This is a genomic window from Edaphobacter sp. (genome assembly GCF_028283685.1).
In the GTDB taxonomy this organism is placed as follows: Bacteria; Acidobacteriota; Terriglobia; order Terriglobales; family Acidobacteriaceae; genus Edaphobacter.
Genome location: NZ_JAPWKF010000008.1, coordinates 487,606 through 509,538 on the forward strand (window position 1 = coordinate 487,606; position 21,933 = coordinate 509,538).

19 protein-coding genes and 1 pseudogene are annotated in these 21,933 nt (G+C 53.7%); 13 read left to right on the forward strand and 7 right to left on the reverse strand.

All coding sequences use genetic code 11. The annotated features are described in order from the left end of the window. Positions 1 to 2 precede the first annotated feature (2 nt). Positions 3 to 770 (forward strand): phosphatase PAP2 family protein, encoded by a 768-nt coding sequence (locus tag PW789_RS16960; protein ID WP_299378783.1) that lies wholly within the window; start codon positions 3 to 5, stop codon positions 768 to 770. Positions 771 to 869: 99 nt separating this feature from the next. Here the strand turns inward: PW789_RS16960 and PW789_RS16965 are convergent, their stop codons facing one another. Then, positions 870 to 3,968, reverse strand: coding sequence for a TonB-dependent receptor (locus tag PW789_RS16965; RefSeq protein ID WP_299378878.1), 3,099 nt, complete (start codon positions 3,966 to 3,968; stop codon positions 870 to 872). Between the two features lie 147 nt (positions 3,969 to 4,115). Further along, positions 4,116 to 4,529: pseudogene (locus PW789_RS20220) on the reverse strand (carboxypeptidase-like regulatory domain-containing protein); the annotation flags it as partial. Between the two features lie 415 nt (positions 4,530 to 4,944). Between PW789_RS20220 and PW789_RS16975 the strand changes: the two are divergent. The 12 genes from PW789_RS16975 to PW789_RS17025 all read left to right on the forward strand — a co-directional run bounded on the left by PW789_RS16975 (position 4,945) and on the right by PW789_RS17025 (position 17,603). Continuing rightward, on the forward strand, positions 4,945 to 8,181 hold the full coding sequence (locus tag PW789_RS16975; RefSeq protein WP_299378785.1) for a TonB-dependent receptor: 3,237 nt from the start codon (positions 4,945 to 4,947) through the stop codon (positions 8,179 to 8,181). Between the two features lie 27 nt (positions 8,182 to 8,208). Next, positions 8,209 to 8,616 carry a DUF6152 family protein gene (locus tag PW789_RS16980; protein WP_299378787.1) on the forward strand — a complete coding sequence of 136 codons (408 nt, stop codon included), beginning with the start codon at positions 8,209 to 8,211 and terminating at the stop codon, positions 8,614 to 8,616. A 29-nt stretch (positions 8,617 to 8,645) separates the two neighbouring features. After that, complete coding sequence (locus PW789_RS16985) at positions 8,646 to 9,413, forward strand: hypothetical protein (RefSeq protein WP_299378789.1); 768 nt, start codon at positions 8,646 to 8,648, stop codon at positions 9,411 to 9,413. Between the two features lie 37 nt (positions 9,414 to 9,450). Continuing rightward, positions 9,451 to 10,413, forward strand: coding sequence for a hypothetical protein (locus PW789_RS16990; protein WP_299378791.1), 963 nt, complete (start codon positions 9,451 to 9,453; stop codon positions 10,411 to 10,413). Positions 10,414 to 10,710: 297 nt separating this feature from the next. After that, positions 10,711 to 11,025 (forward strand): hypothetical protein, encoded by a 315-nt coding sequence (locus tag PW789_RS16995; protein ID WP_299378793.1) that lies wholly within the window; start codon positions 10,711 to 10,713, stop codon positions 11,023 to 11,025. A gap of 28 nt (positions 11,026 to 11,053) precedes the next feature. After that, positions 11,054 to 11,548, forward strand: coding sequence for a DUF6644 family protein (locus PW789_RS17000; RefSeq protein ID WP_299378795.1), 495 nt, complete (start codon positions 11,054 to 11,056; stop codon positions 11,546 to 11,548). A 21-nt stretch (positions 11,549 to 11,569) separates the two neighbouring features. Next, positions 11,570 to 12,040: a DUF6644 family protein gene (locus PW789_RS17005; RefSeq protein WP_299378797.1), complete on the forward strand. Its 471-nt coding sequence runs from the start codon at positions 11,570 to 11,572 to the stop codon at positions 12,038 to 12,040. Between the two features lie 88 nt (positions 12,041 to 12,128). Continuing rightward, entirely contained in the window at positions 12,129 to 12,596 is a 468-nt protein-coding gene (locus PW789_RS17010) for a hypothetical protein (RefSeq protein ID WP_299378799.1), read from the forward strand. Beyond that, positions 12,596 to 13,081: a heme-binding protein gene (locus PW789_RS17015; protein ID WP_299378801.1), complete on the forward strand. Its 486-nt coding sequence runs from the start codon at positions 12,596 to 12,598 to the stop codon at positions 13,079 to 13,081. The genes PW789_RS17010 and PW789_RS17015 overlap by 1 nt, the downstream gene beginning before the upstream one ends. 219 nt (positions 13,082 to 13,300) lie before the next feature. Next, positions 13,301 to 14,320, forward strand: a complete 1,020-nt coding sequence (locus PW789_RS17020; protein ID WP_299378802.1) for a putative sulfate exporter family transporter — start codon at positions 13,301 to 13,303, stop codon at positions 14,318 to 14,320. Positions 14,321 to 14,493: 173 nt separating this feature from the next. Next, on the forward strand, positions 14,494 to 14,814 hold the full coding sequence (locus tag PW789_RS20225) for a carboxypeptidase-like regulatory domain-containing protein (RefSeq protein WP_367182581.1): 321 nt from the start codon (positions 14,494 to 14,496) through the stop codon (positions 14,812 to 14,814). 44 nt (positions 14,815 to 14,858) lie between these two features. Further along, positions 14,859 to 17,603 (forward strand): TonB-dependent receptor, encoded by a 2,745-nt coding sequence (locus tag PW789_RS17025; protein ID WP_299378803.1) that lies wholly within the window; start codon positions 14,859 to 14,861, stop codon positions 17,601 to 17,603. Between the two features lie 105 nt (positions 17,604 to 17,708). Here PW789_RS17025 and PW789_RS17030 read toward each other — a convergent pair whose 3' ends face one another. The 5 genes from PW789_RS17030 to PW789_RS17050 form a co-directional block, all read right to left on the reverse strand. Continuing rightward, on the reverse strand, positions 17,709 to 18,767 hold the full coding sequence (locus tag PW789_RS17030) for an alpha/beta fold hydrolase (protein WP_367182582.1): 1,059 nt from the start codon (positions 18,765 to 18,767) through the stop codon (positions 17,709 to 17,711). Positions 18,768 to 18,776: 9 nt separating this feature from the next. Continuing rightward, positions 18,777 to 19,172, reverse strand: a complete 396-nt coding sequence (locus PW789_RS17035; protein ID WP_299378805.1) for an antibiotic biosynthesis monooxygenase — start codon at positions 19,170 to 19,172, stop codon at positions 18,777 to 18,779. Between the two features lie 30 nt (positions 19,173 to 19,202). Next, positions 19,203 to 20,156, reverse strand: coding sequence for a polysaccharide deacetylase family protein (locus PW789_RS17040; RefSeq protein ID WP_299378808.1), 954 nt, complete (start codon positions 20,154 to 20,156; stop codon positions 19,203 to 19,205). A 78-nt stretch (positions 20,157 to 20,234) separates the two neighbouring features. Further along, the gene (locus tag PW789_RS17045) at positions 20,235 to 21,071 is read right to left on the reverse strand and encodes an aldo/keto reductase (RefSeq protein ID WP_299378811.1); all 837 of its coding nucleotides are present in this window, start codon (positions 21,069 to 21,071) and stop codon (positions 20,235 to 20,237) included. A 36-nt stretch (positions 21,072 to 21,107) separates the two neighbouring features. Beyond that, positions 21,108 to 21,836 (reverse strand): SDR family oxidoreductase, encoded by a 729-nt coding sequence (locus PW789_RS17050; protein WP_299378813.1) that lies wholly within the window; start codon positions 21,834 to 21,836, stop codon positions 21,108 to 21,110. Positions 21,837 to 21,933 lie beyond the last annotated feature (97 nt).

Here is a 21,933-nt window from a genome sequence, read left to right on the forward strand (position 1 = left end):
GAATGCAAAAATACTTCATTCGTTGGACTGCCGTTATGTTGTGCCTCGGGGGCGGACTTGTGCTCCACCCCTGGGCGCAACAGCCTGTAATCAAAATCGCAGAAACTGTGCCTAGCTCGAAGAAGCCATACTTTATCGACCCGCAGCAGTTCGATGTGCGTGAGTTTCTATTGGATCCCCCGCAAGCCGATTCCAGTATCACTCAGCTTGAGTTGAAGGAACTTCACCGCATTGAGCAGGGAAGAACCGCACATGAGGTTGAGCAAGCCAGGCAAGACGATCAGGAAGAGGACATCTTCATCTATAAGACGGTGCTGGGCAGCTCCTTTCGCTCTGACGACCTTCCCGCGACAGCTCGTCTAAGCGATCATCTGAAAAAGGATCAGGGCGCTATGGGAGCCAGTCTCAAAGGCTACTATCAGAGAGCGCGGCCCTATCAGGTGGATGTGACGCTGCATCCAGTATGCGCTCTCAAAACAACTCATGATTCTTATCCGAGCGGTCATGCGTTGACGGGCTATCTGGAGGCATTGGTGCTGGCAGATCTGGTCCCTCAGGAGCGAACCCCGATCTTTCAGCGAGCCGACGAGTATGCCCATAACCGTATAGTTTGCGGAGTGCATTATCCGTCAGATACAGAGGCGAGCCGTAGACTGGCTTATGCCATGTACGGCTATATGATGTCTACGCAAAAGTTTAGGGAAGAGTTATCTGAAGCACGCGCGGAGCTTTCTGCAAAACAATGGGGGCAACACGATAAGGTTCGCTAAAGCCGTGGAACCGACTACCCTCAAAGAGCCTAGATTTCCTGTAGCAAGCTTTCTACGAAAGCATTGCGGTCGGCTCCCTAGCTGTGAGAAGTCGATCTGCTAGAACGACATTTTGGCGGCAATTTGTACGAGTCTCGGTGGGGACGCAGAAACGATACGTCCGAAATTGGAGTCTTGAATCTGGCCAGCGACAGCTGCAGGTCCGAAAAACTGGGCGTGATTGAAGGTGTTGAATGTCTCCAGACGCAGATCCAGAGAGACTCCATCGCGAAGCGCGGTCGATTTGCTGATTGCCGTGTCGAAGTTGATCTGTCCGGGCCCATAGAAGAAGCGCCGATGCGTGTTTCCAAGCTGGCCTAGTTGTTCGGTGGTGAACTGTGAGGTGTTGAAGGCTGCTCGTCCGTTGCGCCCGTTTGTATTGATATTGAGCGGACCACCGGCGAAGTTTGGAGTATCTAGCAGATAGTTATTGACTCCATTCCCCAAGGTTCCCAGCAGGGAGTTGTCTGAGTTGTCGTAAAGCGTTACGGGGAAACCGCTACTGGCTCGCATCGTTCCCGCGAGACTCCAGCCGACTGCCCATGCGTGAGGTTTACTGAAGAGTCTTCTGAAGGGCAGGTCGGCGGTGTAGCTGACGATGAGGTTCTGCCTCAGGTCGAAGGCAGAGATCGCCCTCGTTCGCTTTTGATCGATTGGGTTGAGCTGTTCGCCCAGATTCGATCCCTGGTCAATTGATTTGCTGAAGGTGTATCCGACAGAGACCTGCTGCTCGCCACTGGTATAGCGAACGTTAGCTTCCAGGGCGTTATAGTTCGAGTTTCCGATGGAGCGCTGCGCTGTCATTGCGCCGTAGTCGGGACCGAGGCCACGACGAGTTCCTTGAACCTGGTCGCCTGATGTTGAGATATATGCCGCGTCTTCTCCAAATGGACCGCAGCCGGGGAGGCTGAGGCATAGCGCAGGATCGCCGGGGTTGGTTGGGAGCAGCATGAGAATATGGTGGCCCTGGTTGCCGACGTAGCTCACGGTCGCAAGAGTGGAGAGACCAATCTGCCGCTGTAGTGAGAGCATGTAATTTTCGGTGTAGGCGACAGTGTTGCGATGGTCGAAGTAAGGGTCGGCGCTGATCGGGACGAAGTTGCTCCAGTCAATGCTGTTGTCAGGTCGAGAGGCGGAGGCACCGTGCGCTGGAAACGGAAAAGGGAATCTCTGCCCATTGTTGATGCCGTCTTTGGCGTTGATAAAAGGCGTCTCGAAGATTGGAGGGGAGGGGCTGAGGTAGTTGTATCCGAAGGGGGGCACAGCATACATGATTCCAGTGGCAAGTCCCGGGAATGCGGTGTAGAACATACCAAAGCTTGCCCGGAAACTGGTCTTTCCGTCATTCCCCAGTAGGTTTCTAAGAACTTCCGATTTTGGATTGGGGACGTAAGCGATACCGAGGCGAGGTGCGAGGTTGGCGGCCCTTCGCGGCGCAAGCGATGAGGGGATTCCGGGATCGCCGGGAAAGACGAAGCCGGTCGGCGCTCCTGGAAATACGACAGACTGCTGGCCCGGAACCACGGTCTGGATCTGGTTGTATTTCTCGGACCAGGGCGCGATGAAGTCCCATCGCAGCCCGGCATTAATTGTGAGATCGTCGCGTAGACGCCAACTGTCCTGAATGAAGAGTCCGGTGTAGCTATTTCTAAGGTAGAAGGGCTGTCCTGACGATTGGGTGAAGTTGCTCGGAGTTCCAATAAGAAAATCCGCGAATGCAGAACCTGTTTCTGTACCGTTGATGTTGAACGTTCCATTGAAGGTGGCGTTGGGATGTTCGTTCACCTGATCGGTGTGAAATTGAACTCCGGCTTTGAGGGTGTTCCTTCCAATTGCGTGCGCGACCGATTCACTCAAGAAGAGAGTGTTATTGACCTGGTCCACGTTGGTTATTGGAACGCCCATCGTAAAGGTTGGGAAGGCAATGTTTTCGATACCTTCAAATTCAGGCGCTTGTACAACGATACCTGCGGTTCCTGGGCCTGTGGTAAAGCCTTGCGATGCGAGCGATACACCGCGGCCGCCGTTCGGCTCTCCAATGACGTTTGCATTGCGCAGGTATCCGATGTGAAGCTCATTGACGGTTTGAGCGTCCATGGGAGATGTCAGGCCGAAGGCGAATAACTGTGCGCGTCCGATGCTGAGAGCATCGAACCCGGGGATGCTTGCTCCGCCCTGTCGTCCGGGATAAGGGTTGTTGAGGCGGTAGTCGTCAAGAAAGTAGTAGGCGCTTAGCTGCCCGACCGGGGTACTGCGATCAAGTCTCCACGAGCCCTTGTCGTCTCGGACGGTCTGATTGAACGACGAGGATGAGAATTGATTTACGTCGACGTTGGGCGAAGGGATGTACTGAATGAGGTGCTGAGCAGGAGCGGACCATGCGCTTTGCGGAATGAGACCACCCGGGAAGACTGGACTGCTTCCGGGATTGCAGCTCGTGGAGCGTTCACTATAAGGGTCACCGGCGTTGACCGTGCGTCCTGTGCGCTGCGATAGGAGAGAGGCCAGATAGGGGCCGCTGACGCAACCGCTGAGCGCGGAAGATGCAGAAGAGAAATCACCTCTGCGTTCCGCCGATGAGAAGACGGTTATTCGGCCTGTAGGAATTCCCTGCGTGGTTCTTGTTCCCTGGTAGTCACCGAAAAAGTAGATGCCAGTGTGTGCAAGAGGCCCTCCTATTGCTCCGCCAAACTGATGCTGGCGGAAGGCCGATTTCGTGGGATCAAAGTAACCTCGCGAATCGAGGACGGTATTGCGGAAGAAGTCGAATGCACGGCCGTGGAAGGTGTCGCTGCCGGAGCGGGTGATAACGGTGATCATGCCACCGTTGTAGTTGCCATATTCGGGATCGAAATTGTTGGTGAGGACGCGAAACTCTGAGAGCGAATCGATGTTCGGAAGAACTGAGGTTCCACCATTCATATGCTCCTGCACGTCGATACCATCCACGAAGAACCCGTTGGAAGATTCGCGCTGACCATTAATGGATACATTTCCAGGATTCTGATCGCCTGAAGGAGAGATAGCTCCAGTAACTCCCGCCATGATCACGGAGCTTGGAAGCAGAGTTGTTGCGGGCGTAACTCCAGGTTGAATTGCGAGCAGGTCCGTGTAGCTTCTTCCATTGAGAGGAAGCGATGTGATTTGCGTGCCATTCACCACTTCTCCAAGATGTGTGGCGGAACGCTCAACCTGTACTCCTGTGTCCGTCGAGACCGTTACGCTCTCAGAGATTCCTGCTGGCGAAAGAACGAGGTCAAGGCGCAGGTTGCTGTCCGTATCAATATGAATGCCATTCTTTTGCTGAATAGCGAAGCCTTGCGCTTGCACCTGCAGTTCATAGTCTCCGACTGGGACGTTGGGGAAGGAGTACAGCCCTTGCTGATTGGAGCGAGTTGTAAAGGTCGTGTGAAGATCGCGGTTCGTCAGGGTAAGTTGGGCATCTCCGACAACTGCATTGCTATGATCTTTGACTATGCCGGATATTGCGCCACCAACAGCGGCGAATACTACTGGGGCAAGCACTAACGAATTGGTCGTGATGCTGAATAAGGCAAGCAGTGTAAAAACTGCGACTGCAGCTGCCGCAGAAGAGAGCGATCGCGATGGCACAGTAAACTCCGAATAGCTTGAGGCACGAATGGATCGTGGCTTGTCAATGCGAGCTCGCTGAGAAAGATGGAGGGTAAAGCAGCGAGCGCCTATCGAAGGCGACAACACGACTGACAGGAGAAGCCGCAGAAACGCGCGAAAAACGCCTCAAAAGAGCGTGCTTCTTTTGTCGTCTCAACGCGAGTGGCCATAGAAGCCACCATAACACTTGCTTGCCGGAATTAGTTTGTTGCGTCTAATGAGTTTTTTATTTGACATAAAACATGAACACCTGCAGAATACAAATCAATGTCCCTACAACACCAGATAATGACTTGTTGTCCCGCTCTGCAATCTCTGCAGCGTGGTCGATTCGGTTGTTGTCGTTAGGTGTAAGAGCGAAATCAACTGATGGAACCCGCTGGTTATAACCGAGCGGGTTTTTCTGTCAGCGTTTAACCCCCTTTCTATTTAGCAACATCTTTGTGTGCGCGTATGGCGCGTTCATGCACGGCTGTGTGCCTGAAGTGTTCGAGGAGTTACAGTGCGTAAGATCGCATTCATTATTCTGCTGCTCGCCAGCGGTGCTGCGCAGGGGCAGCAGACCAACGACGCAGTTGTTTTAGGACGAATTACTGATCCCAGTCGAGCTGCGGTCTCCGGAGCTGTCATCAAGCTTGTACAGTCTGCAACGGGTGAGAACAGCGAAGTCAAGACGAATAACAATGGAGAGTTCCGCACGCCTCCACTACGCATAGGTGAATACCAGATTTCGATTGAGGCGCCTGGCTTCAAGAAATTTGTTCAGCACGGCCTCAGTCTTGGTCTTGGCGATATACGCCAGTTGAATGTTCAGCTTTCCCTGGGCGAGGTCGCGGAGATTGTGAGCGTCGAAGCCTCCGATGCTGTGCTTAACAACGCCGACTCTACGGTAGGAACCGTCATTGGGAACAAGCAGATAGTCGAACTGCCACTGAACGGCCGCGATTACATGCAGCTGGCAGCGCTCTCAGCTGGCACAGTTCCTTCGACTGCTACCGGATCGCAGGGGCCGATTGGTATCAGCATCGGTGGCCAGGTTGGATACGCCGTGGGGTTTCTTTTGGATGGAGTCGATAACAATAATCAGTTCATCCGCTATTCGTATGGCAATCAGAAGGAATCGATCAAGCCTTCCGTCGATGCGATTGACCAGTTCAAAGTTGTTACGAACGGCTACTCGGCGGAGTATGGACGGTCTTCGTCCGGAGTCATCAGTGTCTCAACTAAATCGGGCACAAACCAGTTTCATGGCAGCGTGTACGAGTTCATTCGAAACGATGCGCTGGACGCGAGGAATTACTTTGCAACGGTGAAATCGCCTTTCAAGCGAAATGACTTTGGTGCAAGCATCGGCGGACCGATCCTTCGGAACAAAATCTTTGCCTTTGGTGATTTCGAGATTATTCGGGTGCGTCAGAGCACGACGCAGGTAGACACTGTGCCAACGCTTGCACAGCGACAGGGTATCTTTGCCAACACGATCTACGATCCGGCGACCTATGATGCAACAACAAAGGCGCGCCAGGCCTTCGCGGACAACACCATCCCATCAAGCCGAATCGATCCCATTGCGCAGAAGATTCTCGGCTTCTATCCTCTTCCGCAAAAGAGTGCTGCTACAAACAACTACATCTACAACGCACCTTCGAATCAGAATCCCTATCGATACGACGTACGTCTCGACGGGACACCATCTGAGGGGCAGCGACTGTTCTTCCGTTACAGCACGCAGATTCAGGACTATGCCGCAGTTTCGACATTGCCGCCGATCGATAACGTGTTTTACACCTCTGCGCAGCCCACTAGAATTACGGGCCACGCATTCGCTCTGGGGTACGACAAGGTGTGGTCGCCGCACCTGATCAGTTCGGTTCGCGTGGGCTGGAACTACCTGCTTTCGAAGGCCTCGAGCCAGGGTACGCAAAACATCAATTCGCAGATCGGCTTTACAGGCGCTGACACAACATATCCCGGCGGTCTGGTAAGTATGCCGATCACGGGTTTCACATCTCTTGGCGGAGGCGGAAAGGGCAACATTGCCGGAACACAGGCGCGCCAAGTCTCCGGCGACCTGACGTGGGCTCGCGGAAAGCACAATTTTAAGTTTGGCGTGCAGCAGTACTGGCTGCAAACGAACTTCTTCAGTGCACAGCAGTCACAGGGCATTCTCAACTTCACTGGCGTGTATACACGGAATCCAGTCACGCTCGCGAACGGAAGTCCTTTCGCAGACTTTCTGCTTGGCACCTCTTCTTCCGGGAGCCTCTCGGATGAGGAGACGGTGATTGGCCGTCAGCCGCTAACGCACTTCTATGCCCTTGATGACTGGACGTTGACTCCACACCTGACGGTGAATGTTGGGCTTCGTTATGAGCTGAATCGTCCAGTAATTGACCAGCATGACAAGATGGCCAATCTGGATCTGGACACCGATCCGGCGAATCCGACCCTTGTGCTTGCGGGAGCTGCAGGCAGCGGGCGCGACAGTAGGGCATTGCAGGGGACGGACTTTGCGCAATGGGCCCCTCGCGCGGGTTTCGCATACTCCTTCCCTGATCAGAAGACAGTTGTGCGCGGCAGCTATGGCCTGTTCTACTCCAACATCACGACGGCGGGCGGCATGCAGTCGCTGCAGATTAACGCGCCTTACCACATGCAGATCAGTCTCTCTCCTGATCCAACGAGTCCTTCGCTTTACTTGCGCAGCGGCTTTCCGGACGGAACGCTGTCGCTTGCAAATGCAAAGAATGTGCTCGCGGTTTCGCACGATCGCCGAGGGCTGTGGCCGAGGTCGCAGCAATGGAATATTAATATCCAACGAGAGCTTCCGGGGGGCGTGCTCCTGGAGGTGGGCTATGCAGGAAACAGCCTGAGGCGTTCGTGGATGCAGTACGACGCGAACCAGGCTACTCCGATGGCCGGTAATACGAACGCGAACCGTCCATATAAGTCGGTGGCGGTACCAGGGACACCGTACACGGTCTCGCTGGCAGATATTGCACGTATCGCAAAGCTTGGCTACAGCACTTACAACGCGCTGCAGATCAAGGCCGAGCGTCGATATCGCAATGGCATCAGTCTGCTTGCGGCCTATGGATATTCCAAGACGATGGCGCTTGGTGAAAATCAGTCTGGTGGGGTTCAGAACTCTACCGATCTGGATGCGGATCGCGCGGTATCAAGCCAGGACATGACGCATCACCTTGTAGCCAGCGGCATCTTCGAGCTCCCTGTGGGACGAGGAAAGCGCTTTGGCAGCTCATGGAACCGTTATGAGAATGCGGTTCTTGGAGGATGGAGTATTGATCCCATTGTGACGATCAATGCGGGCATTCCCGTCAATCTTTCTGTGACAGGTAATCCATCAAACTCCGGCCAGGGAAGCCTGGTAGGAAATAATGATCGCCCGAATATTGTCGGAGACTGGCACTTGTCCAACAGAACCCCGCAACGCTGGTTCAACACCTCGGCATTCGTGGCCAATGCACCTTACACGTTTGGCAACGCTGGCAGGAATATTCTGCGGGCTCCAGGCCTTGCGAACCTCGATCTTGCTGCACATAAAACATTTCAGGTGAGGGAATACCTGAGTGCACAGTTGCGCTTGGAATCGTTCAACACAACGAACACGCCACACTTTGCTGCGCCGAATGCCGTAGTGGGCAACGCCCTGTTTGGGCAGATCACTTCAGCCTCGGATGCTCGCGATCTGCAGGCAGGACTCAAGCTGGTCTTCTAAAAAAGTTTTAAGGAAAGGGAATGTGATATGAACCGCTACAAATTGCTCTTATTAGGCGCAGTAGTTTCTGCCATTGCGGCCCCTGCGTATGCACACCACTCGTTTGCCGCGGAGTACGACGCGAGCAAGCCGATCAGCTTTAGCGGAAAGCTTGCTAAGCTCTCGTGGGTCAATCCGCATGGGTGGATCTATGTTGATGTCGCGGACAATACAGGGAAGTCATCGCGCTGGGCTGTTGAATTTGGAAGCCCGAACGCGCTCCTGCGACGAGGCCTGCGTGAGACAGACTTTCCATTGGGCATTACGCTCACCGTTTCAGGTTATCGAGCCAAGGATGGAAGCCAGACGATTAACGGAACATCGGTCAAGCTGCCTGATGGTCGCACTCTCTTCACAGGCTCTGTCGGAACCGGCGCCCCTGGTGATCCACAGTAGGGTTCCAGATGCGATACGAAAGGACTGCAATGTTATTGAGATCAACATGCCTTGCCGTGATTGCCAGCCTGGGGACAATAGCTTTTGCTGCAACTCCCCTCAAAAAAACGGCGGATATTCCACGACTCTCTGATGGCAAGCCCGACCTGAACGGAATATGGCAATCGTTGTCGGGAGCGGACGTCAATCTGCTCGATCATGTCGCCGATCGCTACGCTCCAGGAGGGCAGAGCGTAGTGGAAGAGGGGGAGCTGCCTTATCTTCCGGAGGCCAGAAAACAGAGGGATGCCAACAACGCAAGCCGCGAAAAAGCTGATCCCCAGACAGCGAAGTGCAATCTGCCCGGCGTTCCACGCATAACGTATGCGCATAATCTTCCGTTTCAGGTTTTTCAGAAGCCGAAGGGCGACCGCATCGTGGTTCTCTACGAGTTCGCCGAAGCGCATCGCTTTCTCTATACGAATGGCACACCGCATCCCCCAGGCCATATCAACTGGAATATGGGCGACTCTCGGTCGAAATGGGAGGGAGACACACTCGTCGTCGACTCGGTGGATTTCAACGATCTGACATGGTTTGATCACGCAGGAGACTTTCACAGCGAGTCCCTTCATGTTGTAGAGCGTTACCGTCTTCTGGACGCAGATCATCTCGAGTACAACGTCGAGGTCGACGATCCGAAGGTCTACAGCAAGCCCTGGCACATCCATCTGGTTCTGTATCGGCGTAAGGAAAAGAATCAACAGCTGCTCGACTATGTTTGCTACGCCTTCGATCTCGCTCCCTACTATCCATGATTGCTGGATTAAACAGCCCCTAAAAGGATTACGCACCATGACAGGAACATTGAAATTAGCAAGTGTCGTTCTTTTGCTGGGAGTGTCAGTAAGGCTGCCAATTGTCGCACAGCAGAAGGCACCGGCATCGTCGGCAAAGGTAGAGAAGCCTTGGAAGCCCGCGCTTTTAAGCGACGGTCAGCCGGACATTCAAGGTGTATGGACGGCCGTGCACTACGGTATGGGGTGCCTTTCCAATCCGGCCAATGGAGATGTCAACTGCGTGTCGCCCCCTGGACCTCGCCCGGCTGCGGGAACCTCAAATGCCGGTGGCCCGCCACGCAAAGGGAGGAGTGCGCCCAGCCGCATCTTGGATACGCCGGATGGAAAGATTCCATATAAGCCTGAAGCACTCGCGCATCAAGAGGATCTTTTTGCTCACTATTACGCGCCGACGCGTCCAGGAGATATTGATCCGCAACAGCGTTGCCTGCCCCTTGGGGCGGTACGTCAGTTCACATGGCACGACGTGCAGATATTTCAATATCCCAAGAAGGTCGTGCTGATCTATCAGGGCGCCGAGCAGTATCGCATTATCTATCTCGACGACAGGCCGCATGTCGGTAAAGACCTCAAGCTGTGGTTCGGCGATTCGAGAGGCCACTGGGAAGGTACGACTCTTGTGGTGGATACAACCAACAACAATGCAAAGGGGCGGCTCAGTCGGGCAGGGGACTTCTCAAGCGACAACGTTAAGCATGTCGAGCGTTTCATCTTTACGGACCCCGATCACTTTCGATATGAGGCGACCTTCGACGATCCCTCTGTGTACACCCAGACGTGGAAGTTCGGCCTGGATTTGAAGCGAGGCTACTTCGCCGGTGATGGCGGTGTTCCTGAAGGCCCCGTCACTGCAGAGACGCAGGCCAGCTATGAGAACTGGGAAGAGGCATGCCATGAAGGTTTGAGAGATGAAGACAACCCACTCTATGGTGCAGAGTCTCACGCGTCATCACGCTAACGGCTACGAAAGGATTTCGAGACCAATGAACCGCTTCACATTCTTCACAAGGATTCTCCTGCTGGCTGTTCTTCCATCTGCCATCGTTCAGGCTCAGCGGCTACCGCTCGCGCAAGGGTTAAACAAGTCTGTGTCCTCTACTTTGACAAGGATTCTAAGTATCCGGCGAAGGTTGAGGATGGCGCCCTCTCCTGCCTCGATCAGGCAGCAGGTCTTCTACGACATGCGCCAAACCAGAAGCTTGTCATCGTTGGGATATCCCATCCGCTCTTTGATCATGAAGAAAAAGATCATGGCATGGAGCGGGCTGTTGAAGACGAGAGCGGAGGCGACATTCGCTTTGAAGATGTGGCCGCATATCGTGCAGTGAATGCCAAGGCGTATTTCGTGAAGTGGTACGGCATCAAGCCAGAACGAATTATTCCCACGACAGATGAATACTCCTTGGGTCAGAAAGCCATTCTCTATCTTGTGCCCGCAGACGCTGACTTTCGGAACAACTATCTAAAGACGACCGCCACAAACGAGAATCCTTGCACGGTGAAGCCTTGCTATCTGCAAAAAGAAGATTCACTGCTTGCTCAGAACCGAGGCAAGATCAAAGCCAGGTAATTTCAGACGTCAGCGGGAGAACTCATAAATGCCAGCAGTACAACATTTTTGCGAATGGGTCTCGTCGACCGGGTTTTCTATCGCGCTTCGCAAGTCGATTTGGGCTTTCCCCATTGTTGAGAGCCTGCATGTGCTCGGAATCGTCCTGCTTGTCGGATCAGTCGCATTGCTCGATCTACGTTTGCTCGGCTACATCATGAAACATGAGCCAGTGTCGAAGATAGCCCATAGTGTTTCGCGATGGACATGGGCGGGCTTTGCTCTCATGTTCGTTACAGGGTTGCTGCTATCAGCAGCTGAAGCTGCAGAGAATTACTTCAATCTGGCATTCCGTATCAAGCTGGCTCTGCTGGTTCTTGTCGGTCTGAATCCTCTCATCTTTCATCTCACGATCTTTCGCAGCGTGAATAGCTGGGATTTATCCAACGTAATTCCGTGGCGTGCTCGAGCGGCTGCCTGGAGCTCGCTGGTGCTTTGGGCCGGTATTGTTGTGGCCGGCCGCATGATCGCTTACATCCATTAGGACATCAGGAGAACCTGTCAGATGCTCTCTCTCTTTCATTGGCTCGCGTCCACGCACATGAGCATAGCCCTACGCGATTCTCAGTGGGCGTTTGCAATCATCGAGATCTTTCATCTGCTGGCGCTCGCCCTCTCAGGAGGCGCAATTCTTTACTTCGACATTCGCTTATTGGGGTGGGGCTTCACCTCCCAATCGGAGAAGCAGGTAGCTCGTTCGCTCATGCCGCTAGCAATCGTCGGAATTGCTGCAATGATCGTATCCGGCTTCTTTATGGTTGCTTCCGGTCCTGTCCGCTACTATTACAATCCTGCATTTCGCCTGAAGATGTATCTCTTTGTAGCTGCGTTGTTATTTCACTTCGCGGTGCAGTGGGCGGTTTCGAGGCGGAGAGATGACAGACAGATTGCCCTTCCGGAGCGGATAGCAGCAGTCCTGTCCTTGCTGCTCTGGTTCAGTATTGGCGTCGCAGGTCGCGCCATCGGTTTTGTATAGCTCGTTTACACGGCATTGTTCTTATGCAATGCACACCTTCCAGCGCGCGTGCGCAATAACCCAGAACTCGATGTTAAAAGGAGAATTTATGATCCGCGAACAACTGAAATTCGGCTTGCTAGCTATGGCATTGTTGCCAGTAATGCTGAAGGCGCAGCAGCCCGCACATGATCCATCTGCCCACGCGGCACCGGTAGGTAAGACGAAGGTCCTCACTCGTGCCGAGTTCGATCAGGCAGTCAGTGCAAATCCTGACGTAATCCTGCTCGACCTACGCCGTCCAGACGAGATCAGCAACATTGGAGGGTTTCCGGTTTATCTTTCAATTCAGATTGCTGATCTTGATAAATATTGGAGCCACATCCCAAAAGGCGCAAAGATTATTACCGTCTCTAACCACGCTGCGCGTGCGGTAAAGGCCGGGGATAAGCTCGACGAAAAAGGCATCACGATACTTGGTGCTGTGGGTGCCCAGACGTACGAGCAGGAAGGCGGAACGATCGTTCATATTAAAGCTCCGGCTCCGAAGACGGCGACGGCTGAGGTGGCGCACTGATGCGGCGGCTCATCCGATCGTTTCCATGGACAGCATTGGCGCTTGCGTCAGCAAGCTTTGGGCAGGGATTGATTACGCAGAAATCTCTGCCCAGCGATGCCGCAGTAAAGATAGCCCAGGGCGCGCTGGAGAAATGTAGCTCTCAGGGATACAAGATAAGCCTTTCCATCCTCGATGCAAGTGGAGCGGTCAAGCTGCAGGTTCGCGGCGATGGTACCGGGCCACACACGTTGGAGCACAGCCGCCGCAAGGCTTATACGGCCCTTACCTTCAAGCGTACATCCGCCGAGACAGCTGATGCGTGGGCGAAGCGAGGGGGCGCAGTGCCTGTGATCGAAGGAACTGTCGGTGCAGCCGGAGGTGTTCCGATTCGCGCCGGAGAAGAGGTGATTGGAGCGGTTGGTGTAAGTGGCGCGCCGGGCGGAGAGAAGGATGAGGCCTGTGCTAACTTTGGTATCTCGAAGATCGCAGAGATTCTGAAGTGACCGCATGTAAGGGCGAAGGAGAAAGACAGATGGCTGGATTCAAGATGAGTACGGATTGGTGGGCTGTTCTTCTCGCCCTTCTTGCTGCAGCATTAGTACGCTTTGGGGTATTGCCCCATATCGCCTGGTAGTACGAAAGATTTTTCTGTGATAACGACTGATCCAATTCGAAGTACGGCGACACACACCGAGCGAAATGTTCTTCACTTGATCCCCGGTGTGGTCTTGCTCGCGGCGATTGGTTATGCTGGAAAGCTAACCGAACTTGCCATCTCAACCTACGGTAAAACGCATCACCTCGCGCTGCCGAACATCGAGTATGTTCTGTGGGCAATTATTTATGGATTGATTGTCAGCAATCTGATTGGACTGGCTTCAATTTTCCGTCCTGGCGTAGACACCTACGAGTTCTGGCTGAAGTTGGGCATCGTCTTTGAAGGCGTCCGTTTTCTGCTTGGCGATGTCTTCCGTTTAGGTGCAACCACTCTCCTCTTCACTGCGTTTGTCTTGTTCTTCTCTATTGTTTCGATGACGTGGATGGGACGCTACTTTGGTCTGTCAGAAAAACTTACGAGCCTATTGGCCATCGGTTCATCCATTTGCGGTGTTTCGGCGATCATCGCTGCAAAAGGGGCCATCGATGCCGATGACGAAGAGGTTTCATACGCTATCGGTGCCATTCTTGCGCTTGGGGCCTTCAGTCTTATTGGATTCCCATTTATCGGTCATGCTCTTCACATGAGCGACCAGGCCTATGGGCTATGGGCCGGTTTGGCAGTCGATAACACCGCAGAGGCCACTGCGGCGGGAGCGCTCTTCTCTGATGTCGCTGCCAAGTTTGCAATTCTGGCCAAGACGACGCGTAATGCCACAATAGGATTCGTCGTCCTGGGATATGCCATCTACTGGGGACGGAAGTCTGGTAGCAGGCAGGAACAATCGCTCTCGCAACACATCAGCTTTCTATGGGCTAAATTTCCAAAGTTCGTACTTGGCTTCTTGCTGCTCTCGTTACTTGCTACGCTCAATGTATTTTCTTCTGCACAGATCAAGGATCTTGCGAATCTCTCGCGCTGGGCCTTCCTGCTAACGTTTGCCGGTGTGGGCCTTCGGACGAATCTTCGAGAGCTCACACGACAGGGCTGGAAGCCGTTACTTGTGGGAGCAGTAGGTGAGCTTGCAATCGCAGGCGTGACGCTCATCCTGATCCTGATCGTTGCTCCACACCTTCATCTGTAGATAGGTTCAAGTTATGCGAGTCTGGAAGTTCGATAAGGTGGTCCGCTCAACCGAGCCGCTGTCAGAGCGTCGCCGGACGGCGCTTTGCGGTTGTTGTCGCTAATAAACTCCCGATATCCCCTTCCTCATAAAAAGACCACATGACAGTACGCTCCTGCGTACTACGGGAGCCCATGCGCCTATTTGCCTTCTTTTTCTCTCTCTTCTTCTCGTCGATCGCTCTCGCACAGGGAGCCAGCGACGCTGTTGTTGTAGGCTCCGTAACTGATCCGAACCATGCGGGTGTGTCGGGCGCAACCATTACGTTGACGCATGTCGCAACACGAGCCACCACTCAAGTGATTGCTGATGCAGATGGCCGCTATCGCACGCCTCCCTTAAGAATCGGCGAATATGTTCTTACGGTGCAAGGCCGGGGTTCAAAGAGCTGCGCCAGACGGGAATCACGCTCAGCATTGGAGATATCCGCGAGATCAATGCGGAGCTTCTGGTAGGACAGGTTAGTCAAAGCGTTAGCGTTAGCGACCAGCCGCCGCTATTGCAAACCTCGGATTCCTCTGTAGGCACTGTCATCACGAATAAGCAGATCGTCGACCTGCCTCTTAATGGCCGTGACTATCTACAGCTTGCAGCTCTCTCTGCGGGCACCGTACCGGCAGCCACGAATGGTGGTGGGATCAGTATTGGTGGCCAGGCCGGTAGTCAGGCCGCATTTTTGCTCGACGGCCTGGACAATAACAACCAGCAGATCTCTACGTCTCATTCAAGCCAGAAGGAGATCATCAAACCGTCCGTCGATGCAATTGAAGAATTCAAGGTGGTGACAAATAGCTATTCAGCTGAATTTGGCCGATCGTCATCGGGAGTTATCAGTGTTTCCCTCAAATCGGGTACGAACCAGATTCATGGCTCGGCATTCGAGTTTCTTCGGAACGAAGTCCTCGACGCAAAAAACTACTTCGCCACGCAAAAGGCCCCCTACAAGCGCAACCAGTTTGGTGCGGCTATTGGTGGGCCGATATGGAAAGACCATACCTTCCTGTTCGGCGACTTTGAGATAGCGAGAATTCGTCAAAGTATAACTACTGTGAGCACTGTGCCCACGGCGGCTCAGAGAGCGGGGCAGTTGGGCTCCGCGAGTGTTCCAGATAGCCAGATTGATCCCATTGCAAGAAGGATCGCTGCGTTTTATCCTCTGCCGACCTCAACAGCGGCCACGAACAATTATGTCTACAACAGCCCGCAGCCTCAGAACCCTCACCGCTGGGACGTGCGGCTCGATCATATTCTCAGTAGCTCCCAGAACATTTACTTTCGCTACAGCTCGCAGCAGGTCAGTAATGGGCCTATTGCTTCTTTGCCTCCTCTTGCTGAAGAGGGCTACTACACAGGAAGCGGAGCTGAACGTGACGATGCAAAGAGCTTTGTACTCGGGCATACCAAGATTTGGACGCAGAAGGTCGTGACTTCAATCCGCTTAGGTTGGAACTATCTCAACTGGATCAACGAGCTGCCCGCTCAGCCATTGACCTCAGTGGGAATCCCAGGTGTTCCGGATAACATTCCAGGATTTTCGCAGACAGTCATTACGGGATATCAGACGCTGGGTATCACCAATGTGCCGAACATGGATGGGAGTCAAAATAGGCAGGTTGCTGGCGATATCACATGGACACACGGTCAGCACACGATAAAGACTGGTCTGCAGCTTTACTGGTTGCAGACAAACTTTCTCAGTTCGCAGCGAAGTACAGGCATCTTCAATTTCAACGGTCAATACACGGGCAATCCTTTTGCTGATTTTTTGCGAGGATATGCGTCTTCAGAGAGCATCTCCTTACCGGCCAGGCTAAATTTTCGAACGCATTACACGCATGTTTTTGTTCAGGACGATTGGAAAGTTCGCCGCGATCTGACTCTCAATCTTGGATTGCGATATGAGATCAGTCCGCCGGCGGTTGATACTCACAATGCCATCGCCAACTTTGACATGGATACAAATCCAACAGCACCGCAGATTATCGTAGCTGGTTCGCAGGGATCGGGACGTTCTTCGCGCGCACTTCAGGGTGTCGCTTATGGAAACATCGCCCCACGCATCGGTATTGTGTATGCGCTGCCCGGAGAGAAGACCGTTATCCGTGCGGGATACGGCATCTTCTATTCCAATCTCATCACGCTTGGCGGCATGCAGTCGCTCGAGATCAACCCGCCGAACACAATCCGCGTCAATCTGAGTACAGACCCGACGAAACCATCACTGTTCCTGAAGAATGGTTTTCCTGACGGTACTCTTTCTTTTTCGAATGCGTCGAACGTCACTCTGGTCTCGTATGACCGTCGTGCCACTTCGCCTATCGCTCAGCAGTGGAATCTCAATGTGCAGCGGCAGTTGCCGGGCGACATCCTACTTGAGGTGGGATACTTCGCGAACAAATTCGATCACAACTGGAGACAGATCGATGGTAACCCTGCGCCTCCGGGCCCGGGCAATATCAACTCTCGTCGCCTCTTTACGAGGACGGTCATCCCAGGAAACACGACCACGACAAGCCTAGCCGATGTTGTACGAATACAAAAAGACGGATGGAGCCAATTCCAAGGCTTGCAGGTCAAGGCAGAGAAGCGTTATGCAAAGGGATTGACGTTGATCGTCTCATATGGATACTCAAAAACCATTGCTGTAGGTGATACCGCAGGCATGCAGAACCCGAACGATGTTCTCGCTGAGCGTGCCGCAAGCGTGCAGGACATGCGCCATCATTTTGTGGGGAGTTCTGTCTTCGCTTTACCTTTCGGCCGAGGACAACACTACGGTGCAAACTGGGGTACCTTGACGAATGGTGCTCTTGGAGGCTGGAGTATTAGCCCCATCATCACCCTCAATTCAGGATTCCCTGTAAACCTCACTGTCGTGGGTAATCCTGCAAATACCGGGCAAAATGATCGGCCCAATGTCGTGGGAGATTGGCATGTCTCCAGTCCAACACCACAACGTTGGTTCAATACAGCCGCATTTGCAAAAAATGCCATCTACACCTATGGAAACGCGGGAAGGAATCTATTGCGTGCTCCAGGATCGTTCAATCTCGATATTTCCGTCCATAAGAATTTCGTGGTCTATGAAGGAGTGACAGCACAGCTCCGCATCGAGTCTTTCAATGCGACGAATACGCCAGCCTTTGGTCCACCAAACGCGCAGGTAGGCAATAATCTATTTGGGCAAATTTCGAGTGCCGGGCAGGCAAGAAACAATCAGCTTGCACTAAAGGTCTTGTTCTAGAGGCATTCCCTCATTTCTGCATGATTCATACATTTACTGAATTCATGGGGTGCTACTTGCAACTACTCCATGAAGGCGTGGCTTTGAAAGTTTCAGAAACAGCCGTCATCGATGCAGTCCACCCAGTAGAGCGCGGTGGAAAGAATCGGGGTCTTGAATCTGCGGTGAATGGCCGAGGTCGGGGAACTCCACGAGCTTCGCTCCATGAATGCGTGCGACAGCCTCCTTGGCCAATACAGGGTAGTTTCCAAGCATTGCACGGACCGCAGGTGGGGCAAGATCTTTGCCAATTGCTGTTGTGTCCTTGTCTCCGATCATCAAGAGTGTTGGAACGGCGATGCGATCCAGTTCATAGAGCACCGGCTGTGTGTAGATCATGTCGTACAGTAACGCGGAGTTCCAGGCGACAAGCTGCTTTCCTGGGCCGCGATACATGCCGGCCAGCATCTGAACCCATTCCTCATACGATTCCTTCCATGTATTTGCGTAGTAGGTCGTGCGCTCGTATTGGCGGATACGCTTATCGCTTTGTTGGAGCTCTCGTTGATACCACTGGTCAACCGTAATGGACGGTACCCCTTTTGCCTTCCAGTCCTCCAGACCAATCGGATCAACCAAAACCAGTTGCTCCGTTGCGTCCGGATATAGAAGTGCATAGCGGATTGCGATCATGCCGCCCGTCGAATGAGCGATGAGGGTCGCCTTTGAAATGCCGAGCGATTCCAGTAAGGCGTGCGTGTTCTTCGCAAGCTGCTGAAAGCTGTATTGATAGCTCTCGGGCTTGGTTGATTTGCAGAAGCCAATCTGATCCACCGCGATCACACGGTACCCTGCCTGTGACAGCACCTGGATCGAGCTTCTCCAAGTTGCCGAACAGAAATTCTTGCCGTGCAGAAGAACCACGACCCGACCGTTCGGATTCGTTGGCGCGACATCCATGTAGGCCATGTGGAGAGACTGCTTCTGCGAGGTGAACTGGAAGCGTTGCACCGGGAACGGATATTGGAAGCCTTCCAGTTCAGCTCCATATGCAGGGCCTGCGGCTGGACTCTTCGCCGCATCCTGCGCGTGGAGTGGCAACATACAAAGAACAAACATGCATGCAGTGGTCACAAGCCACTTCAGGCTGGATTGTGTATAGCGTGCTGAAAACGGGGGCTGCATATTCGTCTCCTACTGGAACCGATGGTGAGGACGCGAGTCGAATGGGCTGCCAAGATACTCTTGAATGTCCTGCCGGAATTTCACGGTGTGGGCCGATCCTTCATGCCTGGCATACGCCGCTTCGTCGACCCAGGTCTCTACGATGGTGTAGTGATTGCTGGCATCGTTCTGCTGCAGCACATCATAAGACACCAAACCGGAATCATGCTGTGTCGCTGCCGTCTCCACCCGGAGGATCTGAGCGGCCCTCTCTTCGGATTGGGCCTTGGCATAGTCAGGGATGATATCGACATGGACGATTGCCGTGATCGCTGCAGACTTGGTTTGCGCCAACGTGTGTGTCGCTGGTACGAAGAGACTTCCTAACAGCAAGGCTGCACTGAGGGTGCGAGTTAGAAATGTCATGCAAAGTGCCTCATACGACAACGGGCTGATTTATATGTTTTCGCGAACAATGCTGGGTTCGCTGTACGCGAAGCGTGCAATCTCATCTTTACGCATAAAGACTACACCGGGCTTGGACTGCGCATAGGCGATGAACTCCTCAAGCACTTTGGCCCGCGCGGGCCGTCCCGCGATGCGGTCATGAGCGCTGACAGACATCATGCGCCTGCGATGTGTACCTTCCTCGTAAAGGGCGTCGAACTCTCGTTTCAGATCGTCGGCATACATTTGGGTGCTGAAGTATCGCGACTCGAAGTTCACAATGTCGTTCATGTGAAGGGTGTACGGGACTACTGCAAAGGGCTTGTTGTCAACATTGACAAGGAACGGCTCGTCCCGGCTCACGTCATCAATGTAGTAGGTGAAGCCAAGCGAACGTAGAATCGACAACGTATGTGGAGTGCTTCTTAGCCAAAAAGCATTGAAGCCGCGTGGCCGCATTCCGGTCGCTCGGTGAATGCTGTCGATGCTTTGCTGGTACGCAGCGCGCTCTTGTTCTGCAGTCATTGGGTACTCGGGGGTCCATGTCTCCCCATGGCCCGACGCTTCATGACCACGTTCGACAATTTCCTTCGCCAGATTGGGATGTCTATCCACCGCTGCCCCGACCATGTGGGACGTTACTTTCACCTGGCGGCGGTCAAACATCTCAAGCAGGCGGGGGAGCCCTTCCTTGAAACCATAGTCGTACCATTTGCTCGCCGCGATGTCGGGATATTTGGGATTGATCGCGGGCAGAGGACTTTCCGCGCCACTGCCGGGTTGTGCGCCCGCCTCCATCTGCATTGAGATGGAGATGACAAGACGAGCCTCGTTTGGCCAGAACCCCTTACCTGCACCGATTCCACCCGATTGCGGCAGATCGCTCTCAGCCAATACAGCTGGAACGGTGGCTGCACCAACAGCAGCTAGACCTGCACCTTTGAGAAGATCCCGACGATTCATTTGAAGACACTCCTCTTCGCCTAAGCGGAGTCGTACGCACACGATTGCTTGCTGGAACGCCACAGCTTCCCAGCAGGATTAATGACCGAAGACGTCGGAATCCACGATCTCGGCGTCGGTACGGGCGAGACCGTCCAATTGGGCAACCTGCTCCGGCGAGAGTACGAAGTCAAACAAGTGCAGATTTTCCGATTGACGTTGTGGATTCGCGCTCTTCGGAACCGTTACATAGCCCTTCTGTACATGCCAGCGCAGGACGACCTGTCCAGGTGTCTTGTTTAGTTCCCGTGCCAGCGACAGCACAACCGGTTCCTTCAACAGGCTGCCATCTCGATCGAGCGGACTCCACGTTTCCACCACGATGCCATGTTGACGATGGAACGCAACGTCTTCCAGACGCGGACGAAATGGGTCCAGCTGAATCTGATTTAGCTGAGGGAAGAAGCCTGCGGCAAAGAGGCGCTGGAGGTGTGCGGGCTTGAAGTTGGATACCCCCGCGGATCGGATGAGACCTGCTTCAATCAGTTCCATCATTCCCTCGAACGCCTCAACATAGCGATCCTGTTTGGGATTCGGCCAGTGGATCAGGTACAGATCGATGTACTCCATCTTCAGCCGGCGCAGGCTTGCTTCACAGGCCTGACGAACACCGGCGCGGCTATGCCATTCGCGATTGAACTTGGTGGTTAGAAACACCTGATCACGCGGGACTCTGCTGGTTCGAATACCTTCGCCAACTGCTTCTTCGTTTTCATACGCTTCCGCTGTATCGATCAATCGGTAGCCGTTGTTGAGAGCTTCTCGTACTGCCCGGCGAGCTTCGGCATCTCTCATCGGCCAAGTACCCAGTCCAAGCAATGGGATCGCGTGGCCGTCCGTCATCGTGAGTTTTGGTGCTGTGAGCGGTTCACTCATGCTGTGTCCTTTTTCTGGTTCATCGAAAGTAAGCAACTAGCCGACAAGGCCAACGCCGCCATCGACGGCAATTTGCTGGCCAGTGACAAAGGTATTCTTGATCAGAAACAGGTATGCTTCTGCAACTTCGTCAATGGTTGCCGTCCGTCCCAGCGGTATCAGGTTGTTGAAGTATGCCTTGGTGCTCTGGCGCTGTTCAAGTGGCGTATCGCGCCAGAATGGAGTTTCAGTCCACGTGGGTGCGACAACGTTGACACGTGTGCGTGGGGCAAGCTCTACCGCCAATCCCTGCGCCATGGTCAGAATTCCTGCATTGCCGAGGATCGCACCCGATGCGGTATGCGGTCGGCCCCCCGTGCCGCCCGTCAGCGTGATGCTGCTCCCATCATTCAGAAATGGATGCGCCACACGAATTACGCGCAGGTTGTCGAATACCTTGTGCTCGAACGTCTCGTGGATGGTGGCGATGTCACTTGTAGAAAAGCCGCCGCCCATCGCACCACCCACGGTTGACACCAAGTGGTCGATGCGGCCTGCCTTTTCAAAGAAGTCTTGAAGGCTTGCCGCGTCGGTTGCCTGAACCACATGGCCTCGGATTTCCCCTCCCTTGGAAGAGAGTTCCGAGAGAACTTCGTTGAGCCGCTGAAGGTTGCGGCCGCCCACTGCAACAGTTGCGCCGCTCTCAAGAGCAAGCTCCGCGACCCGTCGTCCGAAGCCCGAAGTCCCTCCAATGATCACAACATTTTTACCCTGCAGGTCTGACATGCGCCCTCCGAGACGCTGATGGAGAAGAGCGAATGCCCCTCCTTCGCGACTCATGTTTGATGTTGGATCAATTCAAGAAGAAATTCGCAAATCGTGA